Here is a 23,012-nt window from a genome sequence, read left to right as displayed (position 1 = left end):
ACGCTCCCACAACCTACGATAGTGCGGCGGAAAGAGCGTGATACGCAGTCCGCGCGGCGTACATCGAACTCGAACGGGTCATTTCGCGCCTCGAGAGCAGGGCGAAACGCACCAAACGGACACAGAAGGGATTCAGCTCGACAGTCCGTGACGCGACTGGCGTGCCCCTCGAACGAATACAGCGGATACTCGAATCGCGAACGAAAGTCGAACAACCGTCTCGAACGCCGCTTCCGACGGGTGGTCCCGGCATGCCGACGATTCTCAGCATCGATGGCGCACCCGCGTATCTCACGCTCTCTGCGGTCGAACACGACCACGTCTCGGCAGTTCCACAGGGTGAGCGCGCCTATCCGATGGCCGCACGGAACATCAACGTGTTCGCGGTGCCCTCGGGGGACGTGACAGACGGTATCGTCTCGCTGCTTCCCGATGCACGGGACAAAAAACGCGTGAGCCTCAGAAACGGTGCGCTCGCGCTCCGCGCCGTAAACAGGACGCTCGTGGCGATCGAAAACGAGACGTTGAGACAGCAGCGGGACAGATTACATCAGTCGCTCCGGCGGTCGGTCGGTGACGTGAAGCGAAACCTCATCGCCGAACTCGAATCGACCGACCTGACGCGACGAGAGCGACGAACGGTCGTTCGTCGCGGACTCGCTCGATGGAACACGGTCGCAGACCGTGCGCTCGCTCTCTCGAACGGCTCCGCGGCGCGACCTATCGCGTCGGAAATCGAGAAACGACGGACTGGACGGTCGGAGGAGACGTCGCAGTGGAGTCAGATGCGAGGCGACGAAGCCAGACTCCGGATTCGTGTCGGCCTCGAGACTGCCCGTTCGGAGGCGGACGGCGTCAAAGAATCGATTATCGAACCGACGACGAAGACGGTTCGACAAATCGTCGAATACGAGACGAAGCGGTTGACGAAGCAAGCGATAGAGAAGGGTGTCGCCGTCGCTCGGAAAAAGTGGATGAACGAAACGATGGGCACCCTCGCGGCAGGACTGCCCGTTGCCCCCGTTCCCGGCTACTGATACGCGACGGTCAATGTTTGGCAAGTGGACGTGTCGGGACGGTACGCCCGATTTACGGTTCGGGCGCGTCAAGGCTCGCCCGTTTCGCCGGGAGCATCGACAGCGTACACCCGGCAATCGCAGGTGGTTCGACTGGATGTGGATGACGATGGGACGGCCGAAACAGTTGGCCGGACGACGTCTATCACGTTCGATACGTGCACTACCGTTATCATCGCGGTACCATCGGGGAAAACCGGCGTCGGCGACGTAAACGGCGACGCAGACGAACGGTCGCCGGGGTTGGCGAATCGGAGTAACAACCCCTTTGACTCGCGCTCCCTTCGTGGCGACCATGCTCTACGACGAGATAGAAAATCCCGGTGAGTTGACGCCAGAAGAAGTACACGCCCAGTACATCGCCGAACTCGCGGAGACGGTCGAGTCGGTCGGCGTCAACGACGTAGTGGCGGCGACGGGACTCGACCGTTTCGCGGTCGAGTCCGTCGTGGACGGTGAGAAACCGGAACTCACGCTAGACGACGCCGCAGCCATCCTCTCGACGGGGGACGCCCCACCGAAGGATACCATCTTGCTCGAAGTGCGCGACCACCTGTTGATGGGGATGACGACCGGTCTCCTCGATGTGGATACGTTGGCGTCCAGTATCGACAGCGACCTCGGTGCGCGCGCAATCCAGCAGAAAATCGAAGGTCGGTCACCGATGACGCTCGAAGAGTACGCGTTGGTTCACCACTTCATCGCCACACGGAACGACCGTTAGACGGCGGGGTTTTCACCGTCGCATCCGAAGGACACCTATGAACGTCGCAATTCTCGGCTGTGGCTACGTCGGTCTCGAACTCGGTCGGCAGTTGGTCGAATCGGGACACGACGTGGTCGGCGTCCGTCGCTCCTACGACGGGGTGCAAGCAGTCGAAAGTGCGGGACTCGACGGCGTGCGTGCGGACGCGACCGATGAAGAATCCTTATCCGCGATTCCCGACGTGGACACACTCGTCTACGCCGTGAGCGCGGGTGGCCGCGATTCGGACGCCGCACGGACTGCCTACGTGGATGGACTGCGAACGAGCCTGTCACACTTTTCGGGTCGCGACGCGCCTCCAAAGCGAATCGTCTACACGTCGAGTACGGGTGTGTACGGCGACCGAGACGGAGCATGGGTCGACGAATCGACACCGCTAGAGCCGAAAACGGAACGACAGGAAATCCTCGCCGACGCAGAGCGAATCGTGCGCGAGAGGGGAATGGATTGGACGATTGCTCGGTTCGCGGGACTGTACGGGCCGGACAGATATCGACTAGAACGGTATCTGGAGGGGTCGGTGTCCGAACGGTACCTGAACCTGATTCATCGCGACGACGCCGCGGGCGCGGTTCGGTTTCTGTTGGATGCCGATGTAGGTCGAAACGAAATCGTGCTCGTCTGTGACGACGAACCGATTTGGAAGCCAACACTCGTGGAGTGGCTCGCAGACCAGTGTGGTGTCGAGCAACCCTCGCGAGGGGAAGCAACGTCCGAGCGCGGGCGATCGAGCAAACGCTGTTCGAACAGGAAACTTCACCAGTTAGGCTACCGTTTCCGGTATCCGACGTATCGAGAGGGGTATCAGGACGCGATTTCGGCATACCGAAAGGCCGAAAACGTCTGACATCTGTTACCGTTGGGAAAAGTTCTTGTCACCCCCTATCGACAACTCGGTGTATGGAGTTTCCGGCCGACCAGTCGGTTCAGGGGCTATTTCGGACGGCGCAAGTCTATGGTTCTGAGAATCCGATGCTCATCGTCGGTGCGGCGCTCGGAGCGGTCGTCCTTGCGGTTTCTATCTGGCTGGTCGTGCGCTGGATTCGGCGGCCGATGGGTGCCAGACTCAAACGGGCGCTGGCGAAACGCGACGAAATCGTCGTCCTGATGCATCCGAATCCCGACCCGGATGCGATGGCTTGTGCCATCGCCGTCGCATATCTGGCTGAAACGGTCGGAACCGAGGCCACACTACAGTACGCCGGTCAGATACGACATCAGGAAAATCGCGCGTTTCGAACCATTCTCGACCTCGAACTGAAACGGGTAAAACACGTAACCGACCTCACCTCTTCTACCATCGTCCTCGTCGACCACAACACGCCCCGCGGTTTCGACGGAGCGGAACGAATCGAACCGTACGCCGTTATCGACCATCATCCTGGAAACGGGACGGGGGAGGTGTTCACCGACAAACGGACGAACTACGGCGCGTGTTCGACTATCGTGGCGGAATACTTCGGTGAACTCGGTGCAACGCCAGTCGGCCCGGACGAAATCCCGCCCGAAGACGAGTTCGTCCTGCCGTCCGATATCGCAACCGGCCTGCTGTACGGGATTCAGTCAGACACGAAACACCTCACGAACGGCTGTTCCGAAGCCGAATTCGCGGCATGTGCGTACCTGTATCGGGGCGTCGATGAACACCGACTCGACAGAATTGCGAACCCGCAGGTGAGTGCCGAAGTACTCGAAATCAAATCGCGGGCCATCTCCGAGCGCGAGGTTCGCGGGTCGTTCGCGGTTTGCAACGTTGGGGAACTCACAAACGCGGACGCCATCCCGCAGGCAGCGGACGAACTCATGCATCTGGAAGGTGTGACGGCAGTCGTCATCTACGGTCAGAAAGAGGAAACAATTCATCTCTCGGGACGGTCGCGCGACGACCGCGTTCATATGGGAAAAGCACTGCAAACCGCCGTCTCTGAGATACCGGGTGCCGACGCAGGGGGGCACGCGCGCATGGGCGGCGGCCAGGTGCCCGTCGAATCGGCGGTCATCGCGGGCGGGATGGAACTCGGACTGTGGACGAAACGGGAGTTCACCGACGGTATTTTCGACGCGCTGAACGGAAACATCTGACGAACGACAGCCAGTTGGCATAAAGAAGACCTTTTTATCCCCTGCCCGTCTGGAGTGAGATACCGAATGAGCACGCTGGTGGTGTGTGTCGATAGAAACAACGATATCGGACGCAAAACCGGGTTGGAGATGCCCGTCGCGGGATGGGAGGCAGTCCGGTCGCTCGTCACCGATGTCGGACTCGCTGACCCCGAGGATTCGAGTGTCAACTGTATGCTCGAAGCCCTCCGCGTGGCCCGCGACCTGCGTGATGGGGACGAGTCGACGACTGTCGCGGTTATCTCCGGCACTGCCGAAACGCGAGTCAGTGCAGACCGTGCCGTAGCCGCGCAAATGGACGAACTCGTGGCGAAATACGACCCCGATTCGGCGATCATCGTTATCGACAGCGCAGAAGACGAGCGGTTGGTTCCTATCGTGGAGAGTCGCGTCCGGGTCGATGCGGTCGACCGCGTCGTCGTCCGACAGGCCCGCGACATCGAATCCACCTACTACCTACTGAAGCAGTTCCTCGCGGACGAGGAACTGCGACAGACTGTACTCGTCCCGACGGGTATCGCGCTCATCGCCTTCCCGGTGTTGTTGTTGCAGTTGGGACTCGCAATGGCAACGTCGGCCATCACCGCGGTTATCGGCCTGTTCGTCCTGTACAAGGGTCTCGCTATCGGCGACTACCTCCGAGACTTGCCTGCCGAGGCGCGCGACGCATTGTACTCCGGTCGGGTCTCCATCGTTACCTACGTCGTCGGACTCGGATTATCGCTCATCGGGGTGTTCGCTGGCGCACTCCGCGCTGCCCCGCTCCAGTCCTCGGAAGGGGTACTCATGACGGCGATGGCGTTCACGTTCGAGAGCGTGCCGTGGATTGCGGTTGCCGCCCTCACCGCGAGTATGGGCCGACTGCTGGACGAAGCCATCCGCAACGACCGCGTGCGAAACTCCTACCTGAACCTTCCGTTCGGCGTGCTCGCAGTCGGATTGGTCGTCCGCGGGTTTTCGGCGTACTTCCTCCAGCGGGACGGGAAAATCCCTGCAGTCGTCGTCCCGAAGATTTCGGTCGGCCAGACGACCGTTTCCCAGTTCACGCTCGACCCCGGCACGCGGCTGGCAGTGTACGTCCTTCTCGGCGTCTTCGTCAGCCTCTTCGGCGTGCGCGTGGCGTCCTACATGAGCGGGACGACGTTCGAAGAGGAGTTCGTCGAGTAACCGAGGGCCATTTATTCGCCCACTCGAAAATCACACCATGAACCAGCAGGCGTGGGTGAGTCTCTTTTCAGGCGGGAAGGACTCCTCGTGGGCGCTCTATCAGGCACTCGAAGAAGGCTTGAACGTCGAGCGACTGCTCACCGTTCACCCGGCGGGCGACTCGTACATGTACCACGTTCCGGCGACCACCCTCACGACGCTCGTCTCCGAAAGCATCGGCATTCCACTCGTGAACGTCGAGGGGGAGTTCGACGCCGAATCAGCCGAGGACGCGGGTGAGCAGGGGGACAAGGAGACCGAAACGCTAGAAACCGCACTACGCGACCTCGACCTCGATTTGGCGGGCGTTACGGCGGGGGCGGTCGAAAGCGAGTTCCAGACGAGCAGAATCCAAGCCTTATGCGACCGCCTCGACATCAACCTGTTCGCGCCCCTCTGGCAGGAAGACCCCCGCGAACTCGGTCGAGCGATGATCGACGCGGGCTTCGAAATCAAAATCATCCAAGTCGCAGCCTATGGGTTGGACGAAACGTGGCTCGGTCGGACGCTGGACGAGAAAGCGCTGGACGAGCTCGAAGCTCTCAACGAGGAGTACGGCGTTCACGTTTTGGGGGAGGGCGGCGAATTCGAGACGTTTGTAACGGACGCGCCGCACATGGAACGGCCAATCGAATTGGAATACGACACCGAATGGGATGGAAACCGAGGTCGATTGCGAATTTCGGACGCCTATCTGGGCTGAGTGTTCCTACCGCGAACGGACATCGTGAGTGAGCGGGCTGTTTAGTGCGGAACTACATCTGTCGCATCGGTTGATTTCGTCGTGGGCCAGCGAGACTATGAAGAGTGGTGTCGTACCGCATTCGATGAGTACTCCAATAGACGAGCGACGAGCGGCGGAACTCGATTCGGACGCACAGGAACTGTTGAACACGCTGGTCGAAGAAGGAGCGCCCGACCTCACCCACCAATCGCCCGAACAAGCCAGAGTACTGCTCGGCGGCCTGTTTACCCCGGATGTCGAGCCAGAACCGGTTGCGAGGGTAGCAGAGCGCAAGATTCCGGCGTACGCACGGGATATCCGCGTACGAATCTACGACCCCGACCCGAGCAAGGCACTCCCAGCGACCGTCTACTTCCACGGTGGGGGGTGGGTCGTCGGCAATCTGGATACCCACGACGGTGTCGCACGCTCGCTCGCGAACGAGGGCAACTGCGTCGTCGTCTCCGTCGATTACCGGAAGGGACCGGAACATCCGTTTCCCGCGGCCGTCGAAGACGCGTACCTCGCGGTGAAGTGGACTGCCGACAACGCCGACGAAATCGGGGCGGGTGAGGGACTCGCCGTCGCCGGTGAGAGTGCAGGCGGGAACCTTGCAACCGCCGTCGCACAAATGGCCGTCGAGAAGGGAATCGACGCGCCGGATATCGACCAGCAACTGCTGTTGTATCCGGTGACCAACCACGCGTTCGACACACGCTCCTACGAGGAGAACGCCGACGGCTACTTCCTGACTACCCGAGGAATGGTGTGGTTCTGGAATCACTACCTCCGCGACGATATCGACGGGGCGAACCTTCGAGCCTCGCCGTTGCGTGCTCCGGAACGAACTCTCGCCGAACTACCACCAACGACCCTGTTCACCTGCGGGTACGACCCACTGCGCGACGAACAGTTTGCGTACGGTGAGGCGCTCGCCGATGCCGGTGTCTCCGTCGACCATACCCACTACGATGACATGATTCACGACTTCGCCAACATGCGTCGCCTCTCCGAACCGTTTCCAGGCGTCGAAGCGGCCAACGACGTGCGTGAGCGTGCTGGCGAGGCGCTTCGAGAGGCGTTCGAATAGGTGTCGCGATGGCGCAACACGACACGATTCGGGGCGAATCTGTAGAGTTCGAGAGTGAAGGGACACGATGTGCGGCCTCGCTGTACCGTCCTCGCGAACCGGCGACTACCGACGCCGAAAATCCACCGGTCGTGGTGATGGCGAACGGGTTCGGGTTACCACGTTGGTGCGGACTCCCGGCGTTTGCCGAGCGGTTCGCCGAACGGGGACTGGCCGTGCTCGTGTTCGATTACCGGTCAATCGGTGAGAGCGACGGCGAGCCCCGAAACGTCGCGCTTCCCTTCGCGCAGATCGCCGACTGGCGAGCGGCGGTCGAATACGCGCGCACCATCGACGGCGTCGATGGCAATCGAATCGGCGTCTGGGGATTTTCACTGGGAGGTGGTGGTGCCTTCGTCACGGCCGCCCGCGAGAACGTCGATGCCTGCGTCGGACAGACGCCGATCTTCGACGGCGGCCGAACCCTCCTCTACATCGTCCGACAGATGGGGCCGACCTACGGCCTCCGCACCACGGCAGCGGGGTTGCGGGACGCTGCCAGGAAGTACACCCGGCAAGATCCGTATTACATTCCAATCTGGGGTGACTACCCCGACGAACTCCCGGCGCTTCCCCCGCCGGGTTCGAAAGAAGGACACGAAGCCGTCGTCGGTACGGACGCGAACAACGAGGAACTGAACGACAACGAGGAACTGAACCGATGTGCAGCGCGCGCGTTCCTCACGTTCGGTCGCTACCGCCCCATCAAAGAAGCCACCAACGTCGACTGTCCGACCTTGGTCGTGGAAGCGACTCACGACCAAATCGCCCCCGGTAGCGCCATCGAGGCCACGGTTTCGAGGCTCACCGACGTGAGTTGGGTATCCTACGAAACCGACCACTTCGGGGCGTTCTTCGGCGATTTGTTCGAGGAGGTCGTCGACAGGGAAGGCGCGTTCCTCAAACGGCATCTAATCGGTTTGACCGGGCCGTAACACGACCGACACGAGCCAGCAGAGTGCGAAAGCAACTCGGTCAGGGCGGCGGCGACAATGTGCTTGGTGTTGCAGAAGACACACTCGCCAGCATTTATCGAACTGCACGTCACGTCCGAACGTGGATGGAAATACTTGGATGCATCGGTGGAGGCGAAGAAAGCTGTTCGGTCAAAGTCGATACGTACGGAAGATGAGTTCGTGAATCAGCTTGTGTCCCCCCGAACAGGTGCAATGACTCCTTTGGGGAGATGTTCAGCGAATTTGGCCGTCGCTACGAAGATGGTTCAACGGAGAAGGGATTCGCGATTCCTCGCTACTCGTCGTGTGCCCCGTTCGTAATCTGGGTGTGCGCACCGATCAGCGCGCCCGCGAGATCCATGTTTTCGATGTGGGTTTTCTCGTCGATGATGGAGTCACGCACGTCACAATCCCGAACCGTCGCGTTCGAGAATATGATGGCGTTGCTGAGGCTAGCGTTGACGAGTTCCGCGCCGTCCATCACGTGGACGTTCTCGCCAACGTCCGTGTCGTCGAGACTGGCACTGTCGGCGACGTACGATTCGCCATCGAGATACCACGCAACCGCATCGAGATAGCTTTCGGGCGTGCCGATATCGAACCACGCTTCCTCGAACGAGTAGGCGAACACCGGCTCTTGAGCTTGCAACCATTGGAGGAACCATCCCGGTTCGTCCGGGTTGTTGCCATCCTGGAGGTACTCCTGGAGAAGTGGCAGATTGTCCTGCGTGAAGGCATAACAGGCGATGGAGACCAGCGTCGAGTTGGGATCCTCCGGTTTTTCTTGGAAATCCACGACGCGGTCGTTGTCCAGTTCCACGAGGCCGTAGGATTTCGCGCGTTCCTTACTTCCCACATCGTACGCGGCCAGAATCGGCGATTCTTTTTCGTCGAAAAAGTCCACGAAGTCGCTCACGTCGAAGCTGATGAGGTTGTCACCAGCGATGACGAGGAGGTCGTCGTCCACTTCCTCGCGCTCGACCAGTTGGGCCAGCGCGCCGACGACGCCGAACTTCTCGTCCTCTTCCGAGGTGTCTTCGACGCTCAGCGTGGGCTTTTCGAATTCGCTTGCTTCGAGATGCGTGCGGAACTCGTCCGCGAAGCGCTCGTTCGTGCTGACGTACACCGTGTCGATACGGTCGTCAGCTTCGAGGTCGGCAAAGATTCGGTCGATGACCGTAGTCTCGCCAATCGGGAGAAACATCTTCGGCCGGTGTTTCGTGATGGGCCACAGGCGCGTCGCGTATCCGCCCGCGAGGACGACGGCTTTCATGGAAGGACCGTCACGCCCGCCCCCTAAGTCCTTTTTCATTGTAGTGCCAACAGGCTCGATGCGACATCCGCCGCGAGGATTCCACGAAGAATCCCCACACGCGAGGGAATACCCCGGTTCTTCGTGTTCACGCGGGTGAATACGACTCCCCAGGAACTATTCAGCCCACACGTTACCCGTCGAAGAAGGCGGAAAGTAGTTCGTTCTGTGCCCGTCGAAGATGGTAGTGAAGCGTCGCCGACGCGATGTCGAGCGACCCGGCAACCTCCTCCGCGTTGCTTCCGCGAGGCCAGTCGTAATAGCCCGCGAAGTACGCGGTTCGAAGTGCCGTCACCTGCCGCTCGGTAAGCCGTTCGGTAATCGACTGGCGGAAATCCTGCTCAGTTTGGGTCGGTCGGTCGATCGTCCGCTTTCCGATCAACTGGGAGTTTGGATAGGCCGACTGAAACGTATCGACAACCTGGCGAACGTCCGTATCGTGTGGCACTTCCGCGACGAGGGACACCTCACCACTGTCCGCAGTCGCGGATTGCACGGCGGCACCGGCCTCGATCAGTCTCTTGACCGTCGATTCAGACATCACGGTTTCGAGGACGAATCCGACATCGTCGATGTCGATGAGTCGGCACTCCTCGACCTGCCTTGCGTCGGACACCATCTCCTCGACACGCTTCGGTTCTGCATCGTCGACTCGAACGTAATGGAGCAGTTTTCCGTCCGAAGCGGGGACGAGACCGTGCAAATGACATTGGCAGTCCAACTGGCGAGAGACTTTCAAAAACACTTCCCGCGGGTCGGTGACCCGAAATTCGAGTTCGACCGAACTATCCGATAGCAGTATTTTCTTGTTTTTCGCAGCGTTGATGGCGAATCCGATGGTGTCGCCGAGAATTTTGAGGGCCGCTTGTGCTTGTTTCCCCAGCACCCCGTCACGTGTCGAAACGAGGGAGAGCGTGCCATAAACCGTGTTGCCGTACGAGATGGGGATGGAGATTCCGGATACGATACCGCGGTCGAGTGCTTCCTCGCAGACGAACTGCGGGAGCTTGTCCGTTTCGCGAACGTCTTGGATGACCTGTAGTTCGTCGGTTCGCATGGCCATGTCCGTCGGGTCATCGGCGATGTCCTTTCCGAACTCGATGAGCGTGTCGAGATACCCATCGATACCCCCGGCGCGGGTTCGGGGTGTCACTCCCTCCCGACTCACTTCGCTTTCGTCGGTCCACGCGAGTTCGTACAGGCCGGATTCGACCAGTCGCTCGCAGACCAACTGCTCGATATCGTCCCGCGTCGCAGCGTGAACGAGTTCGTGGATAACCTCCTGAATCACCCAGTGAATCTGATTCAGCGTCTCCAACTCATCGTGCTGCCGTGCCAGTTTTCGCTCCCGTTCCCGACGGTCAGTGATGTCGCGGGCAACCCAGACGACGACGTCTCGTCCGTCGATTTTCGTCCCGAGCGCGGTCGTCCGTGCTTCGAACCAGCGCTGCCCTTTCTCGACTTCCAGCGGATATTCCATCGTCTCGATCTGGCCAGATTCGAGCGTCCGATGAATGTGTGCTAAAAATCGATCGGCTTGCTCCTCGGGGAACACGTCGTGAAGTCGTCGGCCGACGAGATTTGTCGGGGAGCTAGCGGCCAGCTTTTCGGTGTTCGGACCGACCAATAATTCACGGTAATATCCCTTCTCGTCGATGAGAAAGGCAACATCCGGAAACGCTGTCGTGAGTGCCTTGATACGACTCTCACCGCGTCCACCGAGATGTTTGCCGATGGCATTCGTGATTCGTGTCCGAAGGTCATGTACGTCGTCGATCGCTGTCGTCGGGAGATAGTCGCTGACGCCCGCCGCGATTGCTTCGCTGGCGACGTGTTCGCATCCGTCCCCCGTGAGCAGGACGAAAGGGAGATTCGGATACGTCTCGCGCACCGATTCGAGGAGGTCGATACCGTCGCTGTTCGGCAAGTTGTAATTACTGACGACGCAGTCTATCGCCCCGTATTCGAGTTGAGCGAGGCATTCCGATGCGGACGATTTAATGTGTACCGTCAGATCGCCGTGGGCGTGAGAGTACTCCCGTGCGATGTCGGTTTCGTGTTCCACGAAGAGAACGGTTCGGTTACTCGACATGGTTTCCTCATATCCGTGCGGCACTCGGGTTCACCCCCATCTTACGTTAGCACATGTACCGCTACGGGAAAACACTTTACGTCGTCACATTCCTCGCGGTAGAAATTTGAACGAGCAACGCCAACCCCGAAATATGACCGACGACGAAACGACACGGGAGCGGATTACGGCCTTTCTGCGGGCGGAACCCGCCTCGCCCAGTAGCCTCGCGGCGGAGTTCGATATCACGGCCGGTGCAGTACTTCGACATGTTAGGCACGTCGCCAAATCGGTCGAATCAGGCGGCGAGCAACTGCTCGTTGCCCCACCGGAGTGTCGGGACTGTGGGTTCAATCGGTTCGATGACCCCGCAAATCGCCCGTCCCGCTGCCCGGAGTGCAAGAGCGAAGCCATCGATGAACCTACGTTTATGATTCGGAGTGCGGAGTGAACGAAACACCTCCCATCGAACCACGAACTCGCTACTCGAATCCGAGCGACCGATTCGAGGACAAATCGTACTCTATCGACGACCCCTGTTGGACAAATTCGTAGTCGGGGTCGGTCAGATACACCGCACCGTTCTCGACTGTCACATCAACGGAATCCAGCACAGCATCCTCACAGGGACCGTAGGAGCAGACACCCGAATCGGCCTCGAACAGTGCACCGTGTTTGCCACAGACGAGTTCGCCGTCGCGCATGGTTGCTCCGTTACCTTTGTCGAGGCGCACGTCGGTCCAATGCTGGCAGTAATTTTTCCACGCCAGCACGTCGTCGTCCTGCGTCACCAACACGGCCTCTTCCTCGTCGAATCCGTCACGAATCGTAAACAGGAAGGTGCTGTCGTCGGGGATTTCGGCAAGCGTGGCGATGCTGCTGTTCTCTTCCATCGGCGGGAAATTGCCGACGAAGCGGCTTGAGGCTTTTCAATAGTGGCGCGATTCGACGTGCTGGTCGAAGGCCACGGCGAGGTCGCGGGTGACGGGGCCGACTTCGAATTCGGTATCGTCCAATCGCGTGAGTGGACGAACTTCCCACGTCGTGTTCGTCAGGAACGCTTCGTCTGCATCTCGAACGTCCCCGGGGTCGTACGAACCAGTCTCGGTCGGAATTCCGGCCTCGTCTGCCAGTTCGAGGATGACTCTTCGAGTGATACCGGGTAGCACTGGCCCGGAGAGCGAGGGCGTGTGAAGCACGCCCTCGCGGACGAAAAACAGGTTGCTCGTCGCCCCCTCCGTGACTGTGCCATCCGAATCGAGCATGAGTGCTTCGTCCGCCTCTGTTTCGAGGCGGGCGAGAATCCCGTTCAGATAGTTGTGTGTCTTCGCGTGTGCGGGAATGGCTTCGGATGGCATGCGCCGGGTTTCGACTACCTCGGCGTGTGCCGGGACATTCCACACCGATTCGCCTTCCGTTCCGCCGCGTGGGAGGTCCGAAACGATGATTACGAGCGTCGGGTTTTCGGCAGGCCCGGGCGTGAGTTTCCCGGGTTGGACGCCCCGCGTAATCGAGCATTTGACGTAGGCTTCCCGCAGGTCGTTCGCGGCGAGCGTTTCGTCGATTCGCGCCCGGAGGTCGCCGTCACCGATTCCGTGGTCGATGGAAAGCGCCTCGCAGGTCGCCCGAAGGCGCTCGATGTGGGCGTCCCACTCGAACACCGTCCCGCCGTAGGCGCGTAGCGTCTCGAACGCGGCATCGCCGTACATAAATCCGCGGTCGCGCACGTTGACGGTCGCTTCCTCGGCGGGGACGAGGTCGCCGTTTACGTGGTACTGCATTGGTCTCCCACTTTCGTTTCGCCGTTCGTTTCGCACAGTTCACAGAAATTTCGAATCAGTTGCTTCCCCTCGTCCGTCAGGATGCTCTCGGGGTGGAACTGCACCCCGATGTGGGGACGAGTCGCGTGTCGAACCCCCATCACGGTTCGGCGGTCGTCCGCGGTTTGGGCGGTTTCGACCAGCACGTCCGGAAGGTCGCCACGTTCGACTGCCAGCGAGTGATAGCGCCCGACGTCGAAGGACTCGGGAAGTCCCGCGAAAATCCCCTCCCCGTCGTGGGTCACGGTCGAGGGTTTCCCGTGAACGACTTCGGGGGCGTGAACCACGGGCGCGCCGTGGGCCGCACAAAGTGCCTGATGGCCCAGACAGACGCCGAGCGTGGGATACGTCAGTTCCGAAAAGATGGGAATCGAGACGCCGGCGTCGTCGGGCGTACCGGGGCCGGGGGAGACGACGATGCCGTCCGGGTTGAGGTCGTGGATGCCCGCGATGTCGATGGCGTCGTTTCGCCGGACGACCACCTCGTCGGCGAACTCGCCCACGAACTGCACGAGATTGTAGGCGAACGAGTCGTAGTTGTCGATGACGAGGATCATTTTCGGGAGGTCGGTTTGGGTTTCGGGCCTTGGCTGTGGGTTTCGCGGGTCGCGGGTAAACCCTGTTGGTTTGTGTGGTTTTTGAAGGGTGGCAGTCGGACTGTGGTGATAGTGAAGAGTATGAGGAGGGATGGTCGCGTGGGACGTGAGCAGTTTCCGACTCCAGTAAAACCGCCCCGCCACCGCAACCACACGCCTCCCCAACCGATTCCCGTCATTCACTCCGTTCGTTCTAGTCACCCACCGTCGGAGACGAACTCCGACAAGCCGTTCGTTCGCTCCTACGTCACTCACGAAGACCTCGCGGGAACCCAACAGACCCTCGGCGGTGAACGCCTCGGGTCCGCTAACTCAGAGAAAAGGCGACGACGGATTCAACGGTGTAGCAACACGGAGGAAAATAAAGCCTTGAACGAAAGTTTACTCCCAACTTCGACAACAATGCAGTAAAAACAACTACTCCACGGAAAACCAATCATCACGCTCTAACGCTTCATCAATCGCCCTAACTAGCGCCTTCCCCTTCGCCAACGTCTCCTCGTATTCCAGTTCCGGCACCGAATCGTGGACGATTCCGGCACCCACGCGAAGATGGTACTCGTCGCGATACCGAACCAGCGTTCGGATGACGATGTTCAGTGTCGCCCGGTCGTCGAAGCCCAGAATACCGATGCTGCCGGTGTACGGCCCTCGTCGGGTCGATTCCAGTTCGTCGATGATTTCCATCGTCCGGGGTTTGGGTGCACCCGTAATGGTGCCACCCGGAAACACCGCCGCGATTGCCTCCGTCAATCCCACGTCGCCCCGCCGCATCCCGGCGACTTCGGAAACGAGATGCATCACCTCCGAATATTTGTCCACTCGGCGGTAGTCGGTCACTTCGACGCTTCCATACTCGGCGATTTTTCCGAGGTCGTTCCGTTCCAAATCGACCAGCATCGCGTGTTCGGCGCGTTCTTTCTCGTCGCCGAGCAGGTCGGCTTCGAGTTCCGCGTCCGCCTCCGGCGTCCTCCCGCGTTTTCGGGTTCCCGCGATGGGTTCGGTCAGGACGCGCTTTCCGTCCACGTCGAGCAGGAGTTCCGGACTGGCGCTCACCAGATCGACGCCCGGAAATTCGAGCAGCGCGGAGTAAGGCGCGGGATTCACTCGTCGAAGCGCATCGAACGCTTCGACCGGATGGACGCTTGCAGGCGCTTCGAGTCGCTGAGAAATGTTCGCCTGAAAGGTCTCGCCGTCGCGGATGTAGCGTTTGACGGCCTGCACGCGCTCCGCAAAGGCCTCCCTGCCGCAACTGCTGGCGAACGACCCCTGTTCGTCGGTGGGTGGGTCACCGACGGCATCATCTCCATTCATCGCAGCATGTGCCAGCGACAGTGCCGTGCTTCGTGCATCGTCGTAGCTCACGTCGGGGTCGCCGAGTCGTGGACAGGCGGTCACCCGGAGCGTCGTCTTCGCTGAGTCGTCGGAATCCGACCCATTCGTCTCCCACGCCGCAACGCAGTCGTACAGACCGAACTGGAGTCGCGGTAGATTTCGGTCGTCCGTGGCGAACCCCGGAAGCGTTTCCAGTTCGCGCACGAGGTCGTAGGAAAGCCAGCCGAACAACCCACAGGGGTACGGAACGGTGCACTCCCCCCGAATCAGTTCCTCGCCGTCGAGTACGCCCGCGAGTGCGCCGAGGCTCGATCCTGGCCCGCCGGACAGGGATTCGGCCTCGGGTCGCGTTTGCAGCCGCTCGGTTGGTTCGATACCGAAGTATCCCCACCCGGACTGTCCGCCCGTCGTCGCCAGATAAAAGCCGCCAGTTCCGTCCCGTGCGCGCCGATACGCGAGGTATGGGTCGGACACATCGACGCGAACTTCGACGGGGATTCTCGGATCGCGCGGTGCGTCGTGGGCCACCTCGCGGTACGCAGACCGCGACGTGACGACCACTGGTTTCTCACATCGATTTCGCACGTTCTATCCAGCCTTCGATTCGCTTCGCCGAGAGGTCGGTTTCCCGCGCGAGTTCCTCGGAGTCTGCGACCGCCAACTGCGCCGCATCGTCCACGCCCGCGTTCCGAAGTCGCTCGGCGTACGCCGGGCCGATTCCCTTCACGTCTTCGAGCGGGCGACCTGGTTCCACGTCCGGTTCGTCCGTCGTCTCAGATTCGTCGGCGGGTTCGGTTTCTTCCTCGTCCGGCTCCGATACTGCTTCCGTCGGTTCCTGCTCTTCGGTCTCGGTTTCCGCTTCGACTTCCGCCTTTTCTTCGCTAACTTCGTCCGGTTCCGGTTCGGGTTCTGTTGACTCGGTTTGCGCCGGTTGTCCCGCTTCCGCAGTCGGCCCGGTTGCTTCTGCCGGTTCCGCGGCGGTGTCGGGTTCGGCTTCCTTGATGTGGTCAGTGGGTTCGACATCGTCCACGAGGTCTTCCGTCGAAACACTTGTGTCGGATTCCGGGGACTCGTCGGTTTCTAGTTCGTTCTCTGTCTGTTTTACCGCCCGCTCGCTCGTCGCATCCGGTTGCTCTTTCGTCTCGGTCGGTTCGCGCTCTATCGTCACGCCGGAGTCGCACTGGCGTGTCTTCGACCGCTCATCGCCAAGACCGAGCAACGATTTCAGCCGTGTGATAAGCCCCATTACAGGACTGTACAAAGCCCCATCACTTAAAGGCGTCTTCGCAAGGCGGCGTCCATCCGCTCGACGGGGGCGGGAAACCCAGTCCAAATTTCAAACGCGGCGACTCCTTGAAACAGGAGCATCCACGCGCCATCGATGGTCGTCGCTCCACAGTCGGCCGCCTCGCGGAGCAGTCGGGTTTCGAGGGGACGATACACCGCGTCCATCACCGCGAGGTCTCCGTGAAGCGCCGCCGTCGGAACCGGCGAAACGTCGTCTTCCATCCCGACGCTCGTCGCGTTGACCAGCAGGTCGGCCTTCGGAACGAGTTCCTCCAACGCGTCCAGTCCATGTGCGCTTGCGCTCGGGACGTCGTCCGCCAGCGACTCAGCGCGCGCGACGGTTCGGTTGGCAATCCGAACCGTCGCACCATCATCGGCCAGCATGAACGCGATTGCCCGGGCCGCGCCGCCCGCACCGACGACGGCTGCTGATTTCCCGTCGCGGGACACGTCGTGGTGCTCGAACGCGCGACGTGCGCCCTCCGCGTCGGTGTTGTGACCGGTCGGGGCGGACGAGTCCGAAAAGTCGATGGTGTTCACCGCGCCGATTCGCTCCGCGAGAGAATCGGGTTCGACATGGGAAAGCGCGTTCTCTTTGAACGGAATCGTGACGTTGAGTCCGTCGATTCCGAGCGCTTGCGCACCTTCGATTGCCGGGCCGATTTCCTCGGGTTCAAAGGTGACGTAGCGCGCATCGATTTCGAGTTCGTCGTACGCGGACTCGTGCATCGGCGGCGATAGCGAGTGGCCGACGGGGTTGCCGACCAGTCCGTAAACGTCCATACGCTTTCTGTGGTCTGCTGTCGAATAAGCCCATATGTCTTAAGTAATATATATTAATGGTGAAACAATCAATAAGGATATGTACTCGCCGCAATTTACGCTCGGACTGTCCACCGACCTGCTGTTGCTGCTCGGTGGTATCGTGTTTCTCTATGTCGGTGCAGAACTGCTCGTCGATAGCGCGTCGTCGCTCGCGCTCGGGGTCGGTATCGCCCCGGTGACCATCGGCGTCACGATAATCGCCTTCGCCACGACCGCACCCGAACTGTTCGTCAGCCTCATCGGGGCCGTCTCCGTCTCCGGCGACATTGGCCTCAGCAACATCGTCGGGTCGAACATCGCCAACATCGGTCTCGTGTTGGGGGCGTCCGCACTCGTTCAACCGCTTGCAGTCAACCGCGACTTGTTGTGGCGACACGGGTCGTTCATGCTCGCCGCCGTCGTTCTGCTCGTCGTCCTCGGTAGCGACGGATCGCTCGCCACCGCCGACGGCGCACTCTTGCTCGTCGTTCTCGGCGTCTTTACTGTCTACATCCTTTGCCACACGCGACACGACGGTAACGCGTCCGCCGTCACCGACGAGCTGGGTGACGATGGAACCATCAACGCCCGCACCGTCGGTATGTTCGTCCTCTCGGTTGCCGTCCTGCTGGCGGGGTCACGCCTGCTCATCATGGGAAGCGTCTCGCTGCTCCGCGGGTTTGGGTTCTCGGACCTGTTCATCGGCCTGACCGTCGTCGCGTTCGGTACCTCGCTTCCCGAACTGGCCACCTTGATGGTCAGTTCTGCCCGCAACGAAGCAGACCTCAGCATCAGCAACGTCATCGGGAGCAACATCTACAACATCCTCGCGGTCATCGGCGTGCTGGCGTTGGTCGTGCCGGTGAACGTTCCGGTGACCACGCAGACGTTCGAATTCCCGTTCCTCGTCGCCTTCACCGTCGCGGCGATGGCGCTGATGGCTCACCGACACCACGTCTCGCGGTTCAACGGCCTGCTGCTCGTCGGCGGCTACGGCGTGTTCGTCTTCTTCCTGTTCCCCTAATTTTGGAACGCAAGCGTTACTTGCGGGGGGAAGAAACTCAATTTCGATGACTGGACGATTACGGCACCCTCTTACAGCAGTCCTGTTCTCGGTGCTCCTAACAGCACCGTGGATGGGATTGTGGGCGACTGGACACGGTCACGCTCTTTCGACGCTCCCGACAGTTGCTATCACGGGAATTTCTATACTCGGTGCGTCGTTTCTCCTCGCGTGGGCTGCCGAAACGGCGGAGGAGGACGTTCCGCGCGCATTCGCGCTCGCCATTCTCGCCGTTCTCGCCGTCGCCCCGGAGTACGCGGTTGACGCACTATACGCCTGGGAAGCTGGTGCCAACCCCGAGTCGAATGCCGCGGCCCTCGCCGTGGCGAACATGACCGGTGCGAACCGAATTCTCATCGGCCTCGGCTGGTCTGCGATCGCGATATTCGCCATCTACAAAGCGCGCTCGACCAACGACCCCGCGATCGAGCAGAAAAGCGGCTTCCTCGCGAACCGCGTTCGACTGGACCGCGACATCTCGACGGAAATCCTGTTCCTGTTCATCGCCACGGTATACGCTTTCTTCGTGCCGTTCGGTGGCGGCATCGGGCTGACCGACACCGTGTTCCTCGTCGGGCTGTACTTCACGTACATCATCTTTACGCTGAACGCACCGCACTCCGAGGAGGAGCAGGTCGGTATTCCGGCCTATTTCCAATCGTTCAAGAAGAGTATCCGCGTTCCGATTTACCTCAGTATGTTCGTTTTCGCGGGATTGGTCATCTACACCGCGGTCCACCCGTTCGCATCCGGGCTGGAGGAGTACGGAAAGCACATCGGTATTCCCCCGTTCCTGATGATTCAATGGATTGCGCCGCTCGCCAGCGAGAGTCCCGAACTCATCGTCGTCGCTTACCTCGTCAACAAGGCGCGCTCGACGGCGGCGTTCAACGCGCTCATCTCCTCGAAGCTGAACCAATGGACGCTCCTCATCGGTACCCTCGGCATCGTCTACAGCATCTCGCTGGGTAGTCTCGGGACACTCCATCTCGGTCAGAAACAGATGGGTGAAATCTGGCTCACCGCCGCACAGAGCTTCTTCGCGCTGGCCATCCTCGTCAATTTCAACATCAGCATCCGTGAAGCGATCGCACTGCTGGTGCTGTTCGCCGTCCAGTTGTATCCGGACTTCCACCACTACGAGGCACTCATTGCGTTCAGCGCCGTCTACATCGTTCTGGGTCTCGTTCTCCTCGCAATGCGACGGGAGCAACTCCAACTGCTCGTCGGTCGTGTCTACCACCGCGTTAAAGGCGGCGAGCGAACGCCGGCCGAACAGGTCTGACGGTCTCGGCGTTTCCGACGGCATCGACGCCCTTTTTCGATTTTAGCACGGAGTCGTGTACATGATTGCCGTCGTCGTCAGTCGCGCCGATTACGCCTCGGAGCATATCGGCGAACACCTCCGGTCGGAGACGGAGTGGACAGTGCACGAAGACGATTCCCGCCCGGACGCCGACGGTGGGGGTCGATACTATCGAACCGACGGATTCGAACTCCGCGAGTTCGAATCACTCCATCTCGACATCGAGAACGTCGCAGACGCGTTCTCGAATCCCGACGTTCTCGTCTTTGCCTCCCGCCATTCGGGCGACACCGGGCCACTGCTGACCGCCCATTTCACGGGTAACTTCGGCCCGGCGGAGTACGGCGGTACCGACGGAACAGTGGCCGAAACCTGCCCGAACGCACAGGCCGAACTGCTCCGCGCGTTCGACGACCACGCGCCCGACTCGTACGAGGTGGGCATGGAGTGTACCCACCACGGGCCGAGCGAAGTCGGCGTCCCGTCGATGTTCGTGGAACTCGGCAGCGACGAGGAGCAGTGGCACGATTCGAAGGCGGCCCGTGCAGTCGCCCGCGCCATCCTCGACCTTCGCGGCGTCGAGCCGACCCGCGAACGACAACTCGTCGGTTTCGGCGGTGGCCACTACGCCCCGCGCTTCGAGCGAATCGTCCGCGAGACGGAGTGGGCGGTCGGCCATATCGCGTCCAACTGGAATCTGGAAACGATGGGCGCGCCCGCGGAGGCACGGGAGACGATTCGGCAGGCGTTCGAACGAAGCGGCGCGGAGTACGCAGTGTGCGAAGGAGAGTACCCCGAACTGGCGTCGGTCGTCGCCGATCTCGGCTACCGACTCGTGAGCGAAACGTGGGTTCGGGAGGTGTCCGGCGTCCCCCTGTCGCTCGTGGCGGAACTGGAATCCGAACTGTCGTCGGTCGAGTCCGGACTGCGATTTGGTGCGTCCGCGCGTCCGCTGGACGACTCGGACGACAGCGCGCACGAGTACGAAATCGTCTCGCTCCCGACCGACCTGCTCGACAGTACGACAGGTATCGACCGCGACGAGACGCGGGAAGCAGTTGCAAAACACAGCATTGCGTTCGAAACTGAGCAGGGTGGCACGCGTGTCGCGGGACGCGCGGCGGTTCGCGGGACGAACGAGTACGACGCCATCATCGACGCGCTCGCGAAACTCCTCGACCGGAAATACGAAGCAGTGGATCGGACGTCGGACGAAATCAAGGCACACGAAGTCGCCTTCGACCCGGAAAAGGCGCGAAAACTGGGCGTCTCGGAAGGGCCTAAGTTCGGAAAACTTTCGTCAGGCACGACGGTTACAGTGAACGGAAGGACTATCTCGCCGGATGCAGTGAGAACCGAACGGACGCACACGTTCCCAATCTGATTTATCCTTCCTGATAAATTTCTTTGAAATTCGAAAGGTAATAAATCTTGCTTTGTGGCGTCGCTATATGCGTCTGACATGCGTCATTCAGAGGGGAAAGATAATTAATCTGCGTTGGTAAACCAAATCTCAAGGATGGACTCCATTGTGGAAGACGCCATTGAGGAGGCGGAAGGGGAACAACAGACTTCTCCCCAGTCGCAGCTCAGTGGTGCCAGAGATGACGCGGCACCGTCGGGGACGAACCCGTCGGGAACCATGACCGACGACCAACTGCAGGACGTACTCAAAGACCTCCAGACCAACATCACGGTCGTCGGCTGTGGTGGTGGCGGTGGGAACACGGTCAACCGGATGGCCGAAGAGGGTATCCACGGCGCGTCGCTGGTCGCGGCGAACACCGACGTCCAGCACCTCGTGGAAATCGAAGCGGACACCAAGATTCTGATGGGCGAGCAAAAGACCAGCGGACGCGGCGCGGGGTCGCTTCCGCAGGTCGGCGAGGAAGCCGCGCTCGAAAGTCAGGAGGACATCTACGATGCCATTCAGGGCTCCGACATGGTGTTCGTTACTGCCGGACTCGGCGGTGGCACCGGAACCGGAAGCGCTCCGGTCGTCGCAAAGGCTGCGCGCGAGGCTGGCGCGCTCACCATCGCCATCGTTACGACGCCGTTCACCGCGGAGGGTGAAGTCCGTCGCACCAACGCCGAGGCCGGATTGGAACGACTCCGCGACGTGAGCGACACGGTCATCGTCGTTCCGAACGACCGACTGCTCGACTCCGTGGGCAAACTGCCCGTCAAGCAGGCGTTCAAGGTCGCCGACGAAGTGCTCATGCGCTCGGTGAAGGGAATCACCGAACTCATCACGAAACCCGGACTGGTCAATCTGGACTTCGCCGACGTTCGCACCGTCATGGAAAAAGGTGGCGTGGCCATGATCGGCCTCGGCGAGAGCGATTCAGACCAGAAGGCACAGGACTCGGTCAAAAGCGCCCTGCGCTCGCCACTCCTCGACGTGGACATCAGCGGCGCGAAATCCGCGTTGGTCAACGTCACGGGTGGTAACGACATGTCCATCGAGGAGGCGGAAGGCGTGGTCGAGCAGATTTACGACCGCATCGACCCCGACGCCCGCATCATCTGGGGAACCTCCATCGACGAGAATCTTGAAGGTACCATGCGCACCATGATCGTCGTCACGGGGGTTCAGTCTGCTCAAATCTACGGCCGTAACGAGGAAGCGCAGGCACAAGCCAAAAGTCGAATGGAAGATATCGACTACGTAGAATAATCCGTTCTATGGGGGTGCGGTCTTCCCGCTCGTTTGCCGACTGGTGAGTCTCGGAACTGAACGCGGTCGCTTGAGGACTGCCTTGGAAAGATAGAAAAAGCCCGATAGCCAAACACAACTAACTATGGATGTTAAACTCGACGTTGCGTCGTACGTTCGCGTACTCAAACTGGCGAGTACGCCCTCGTGGGACGAGTTCTCGAAGATTTCGAAAATCGCTGGCGCGGGTATCGTGCTCGTCGGTCTGCTCGGGTTCGTCATCTTCGCAGTGATGAGCTTCCTCCCCGCATAGGTGACTACGATGCCAATTTACGCAGTAAAGACCACGGCAAGCCAGGAACGAACCGTCGCGGACATGATCGTCAACCGCGAGGAACCGGAGATACACGCCGTTCTCGCCCCTGACTCGTTGACGAGTTACGTGATGGTAGAGGCGGACGACGACGCGGTCATCACCCGCGTACTGGAAGAGATTCCGCACGCCCGGAGCATGGTGCCCGGTGTGAGCAGCATCTCCGAAGTCGAACACTTCCTCTCGCCCACGCCCGACGTGGAGGGCATCGCGGAGGGGGACATCGTCGAACTCATCGCCGGACCGTTCAAGGGTGAAAAGGCGCAGGTGCAGCGTATCGACGAGGGCAAAGACCAGGTGACGGTCGAACTGTACGAGGCGACCGTCCCGATTCCGGTTACCGTACGCGGTGACCAGATTCGCGTGCTGGATTCCGAAGAACGGTAAGCGAACTGGGCACGGCGAAGCAGT

General features: G+C 60.6%; 22 protein-coding genes and 1 pseudogene. 15 read left to right on the top strand and 8 right to left on the bottom strand.

Annotation, left to right across the window (positions count from 1 at the left end):
* Positions 1-53: 53 nt before the first annotated feature.
* The 8 genes and pseudogenes from ACN2TU_RS02845 to ACN2TU_RS02810 form a co-directional block, all read left to right on the top strand.
* Positions 54-1,403 (top strand): annotated as a pseudogene (locus tag ACN2TU_RS02845) (DUF7286 family protein); the annotation flags it as partial.
* Positions 1,372-1,800 carry a DUF5791 family protein gene (locus ACN2TU_RS02840; RefSeq protein ID WP_435152788.1) on the top strand — a complete coding sequence of 143 codons (429 nt, stop codon included), beginning with the start codon at positions 1,372-1,374 and terminating at the stop codon, positions 1,798-1,800. The pseudogene ACN2TU_RS02845 and the gene ACN2TU_RS02840, both read left to right, overlap by 32 nt.
* Positions 1,801-1,837: 37 nt before the next feature.
* Positions 1,838-2,689: an SDR family oxidoreductase gene (locus ACN2TU_RS02835; protein ID WP_435152786.1), complete on the top strand. Its 852-nt coding sequence runs from the start codon at positions 1,838-1,840 to the stop codon at positions 2,687-2,689.
* A gap of 53 nt (positions 2,690-2,742) precedes the next feature.
* On the top strand, positions 2,743-3,924 hold the full coding sequence (locus tag ACN2TU_RS02830) for a DHH family phosphoesterase (RefSeq protein ID WP_435152784.1): 1,182 nt from the start codon (positions 2,743-2,745) through the stop codon (positions 3,922-3,924).
* Between the two features lie 66 nt (positions 3,925-3,990).
* The gene (locus tag ACN2TU_RS02825; protein WP_435152782.1) at positions 3,991-5,130 is read left to right on the top strand and encodes a DUF373 family protein; all 1,140 of its coding nucleotides are present in this window, start codon (positions 3,991-3,993) and stop codon (positions 5,128-5,130) included.
* A gap of 37 nt (positions 5,131-5,167) precedes the next feature.
* The gene (locus tag ACN2TU_RS02820; protein WP_435152780.1) at positions 5,168-5,872 is read left to right on the top strand and encodes a diphthine--ammonia ligase; all 705 of its coding nucleotides are present in this window, start codon (positions 5,168-5,170) and stop codon (positions 5,870-5,872) included.
* Between the two features lie 124 nt (positions 5,873-5,996).
* Positions 5,997-6,983 (top strand): alpha/beta hydrolase, encoded by a 987-nt coding sequence (locus ACN2TU_RS02815; protein WP_435152778.1) that lies wholly within the window; start codon positions 5,997-5,999, stop codon positions 6,981-6,983.
* An 8-nt stretch (positions 6,984-6,991) separates the two neighbouring features.
* Positions 6,992-7,957, top strand: a complete 966-nt coding sequence (locus tag ACN2TU_RS02810; protein WP_435152776.1) for an alpha/beta hydrolase — start codon at positions 6,992-6,994, stop codon at positions 7,955-7,957.
* A 316-nt stretch (positions 7,958-8,273) separates the two neighbouring features.
* On the opposite strand, the gene ACN2TU_RS02805 is transcribed toward ACN2TU_RS02810, so the two are convergent.
* Positions 8,274-9,251, bottom strand: a complete 978-nt coding sequence (locus tag ACN2TU_RS02805; protein ID WP_435152774.1) for a sugar phosphate nucleotidyltransferase — start codon at positions 9,249-9,251, stop codon at positions 8,274-8,276.
* A gap of 172 nt (positions 9,252-9,423) precedes the next feature.
* Positions 9,424-11,382 (bottom strand): bacterio-opsin activator domain-containing protein, encoded by a 1,959-nt coding sequence (locus ACN2TU_RS02800; RefSeq protein ID WP_435152772.1) that lies wholly within the window; start codon positions 11,380-11,382, stop codon positions 9,424-9,426.
* A 133-nt stretch (positions 11,383-11,515) separates the two neighbouring features.
* On the opposite strand from ACN2TU_RS02800, the gene ACN2TU_RS02795 reads away from it, so the two are divergent.
* Positions 11,516-11,812, top strand: a complete 297-nt coding sequence (locus ACN2TU_RS02795; RefSeq protein WP_435152770.1) for a transcriptional regulator — start codon at positions 11,516-11,518, stop codon at positions 11,810-11,812.
* Positions 11,813-11,843: 31 nt separating this feature from the next.
* Here ACN2TU_RS02795 and ACN2TU_RS02790 read toward each other — a convergent pair whose 3' ends face one another.
* From ACN2TU_RS02790 to ACN2TU_RS02765, 6 genes are all read right to left on the bottom strand, one after another.
* A complete protein-coding gene (locus tag ACN2TU_RS02790) occupies positions 11,844-12,254 on the bottom strand; it encodes a Rieske (2Fe-2S) protein (RefSeq protein ID WP_435152769.1) in 411 nt (136 codons plus the stop codon).
* Positions 12,255-12,290: 36 nt separating this feature from the next.
* Positions 12,291-13,142 (bottom strand): aminotransferase class IV, encoded by an 852-nt coding sequence (locus ACN2TU_RS02785; protein ID WP_435152767.1) that lies wholly within the window; start codon positions 13,140-13,142, stop codon positions 12,291-12,293.
* Complete coding sequence (locus tag ACN2TU_RS02780) at positions 13,127-13,738, bottom strand: anthranilate synthase component II (RefSeq protein ID WP_435153634.1); 612 nt, start codon at positions 13,736-13,738, stop codon at positions 13,127-13,129. The genes ACN2TU_RS02785 and ACN2TU_RS02780 overlap by 16 nt, the downstream gene beginning before the upstream one ends.
* Positions 13,739-14,194: 456 nt before the next feature.
* Positions 14,195-15,673: an anthranilate synthase component I family protein gene (locus ACN2TU_RS02775; protein WP_435152765.1), complete on the bottom strand. Its 1,479-nt coding sequence runs from the start codon at positions 15,671-15,673 to the stop codon at positions 14,195-14,197.
* A 7-nt stretch (positions 15,674-15,680) separates the two neighbouring features.
* Complete coding sequence (locus ACN2TU_RS02770; protein WP_435152764.1) at positions 15,681-16,358, bottom strand: helix-hairpin-helix domain-containing protein; 678 nt, start codon at positions 16,356-16,358, stop codon at positions 15,681-15,683.
* Positions 16,359-16,384: 26 nt separating this feature from the next.
* Entirely contained in the window at positions 16,385-17,182 is a 798-nt protein-coding gene (locus ACN2TU_RS02765; protein ID WP_435152762.1) for a shikimate dehydrogenase, read from the bottom strand.
* 79 nt (positions 17,183-17,261) lie between these two features.
* Here ACN2TU_RS02765 and ACN2TU_RS02760 point away from each other — a divergent pair, with 79 nt between their 5' ends.
* The 6 genes from ACN2TU_RS02760 (at position 17,262) to ACN2TU_RS02735 (ending at position 22,988) form a co-directional block, all read left to right on the top strand.
* The gene (locus ACN2TU_RS02760; RefSeq protein ID WP_435152760.1) at positions 17,262-18,227 is read left to right on the top strand and encodes a calcium/sodium antiporter; all 966 of its coding nucleotides are present in this window, start codon (positions 17,262-17,264) and stop codon (positions 18,225-18,227) included.
* Positions 18,228-18,273: 46 nt separating this feature from the next.
* Positions 18,274-19,551, top strand: a complete 1,278-nt coding sequence (locus ACN2TU_RS02755) for a sodium:calcium antiporter (RefSeq protein WP_435152758.1) — start codon at positions 18,274-18,276, stop codon at positions 19,549-19,551.
* A gap of 61 nt (positions 19,552-19,612) precedes the next feature.
* Entirely contained in the window at positions 19,613-20,956 is a 1,344-nt protein-coding gene (locus ACN2TU_RS02750) for a D-aminoacyl-tRNA deacylase (RefSeq protein WP_435152756.1), read from the top strand.
* A gap of 135 nt (positions 20,957-21,091) precedes the next feature.
* On the top strand, positions 21,092-22,249 hold the full coding sequence (gene ftsZ / locus ACN2TU_RS02745; RefSeq protein ID WP_435152754.1) for a cell division protein FtsZ: 1,158 nt from the start codon (positions 21,092-21,094) through the stop codon (positions 22,247-22,249).
* Positions 22,250-22,373: 124 nt separating this feature from the next.
* Entirely contained in the window at positions 22,374-22,541 is a 168-nt protein-coding gene (locus tag ACN2TU_RS02740; RefSeq protein ID WP_266075971.1) for a protein translocase SEC61 complex subunit gamma, read from the top strand.
* A 9-nt stretch (positions 22,542-22,550) separates the two neighbouring features.
* On the top strand, positions 22,551-22,988 hold the full coding sequence (locus ACN2TU_RS02735) for a transcription elongation factor Spt5 (RefSeq protein ID WP_266075969.1): 438 nt from the start codon (positions 22,551-22,553) through the stop codon (positions 22,986-22,988).
* The last annotated feature ends 24 nt before the right edge of the window (positions 22,989-23,012 follow it).

The sequence above is a fragment of the Haladaptatus marinus genome (assembly GCF_051194195.1).
Note: the sequence above shows the minus strand (reverse complement) of the source record. Positions and strands in the feature narration are given on the sequence as shown.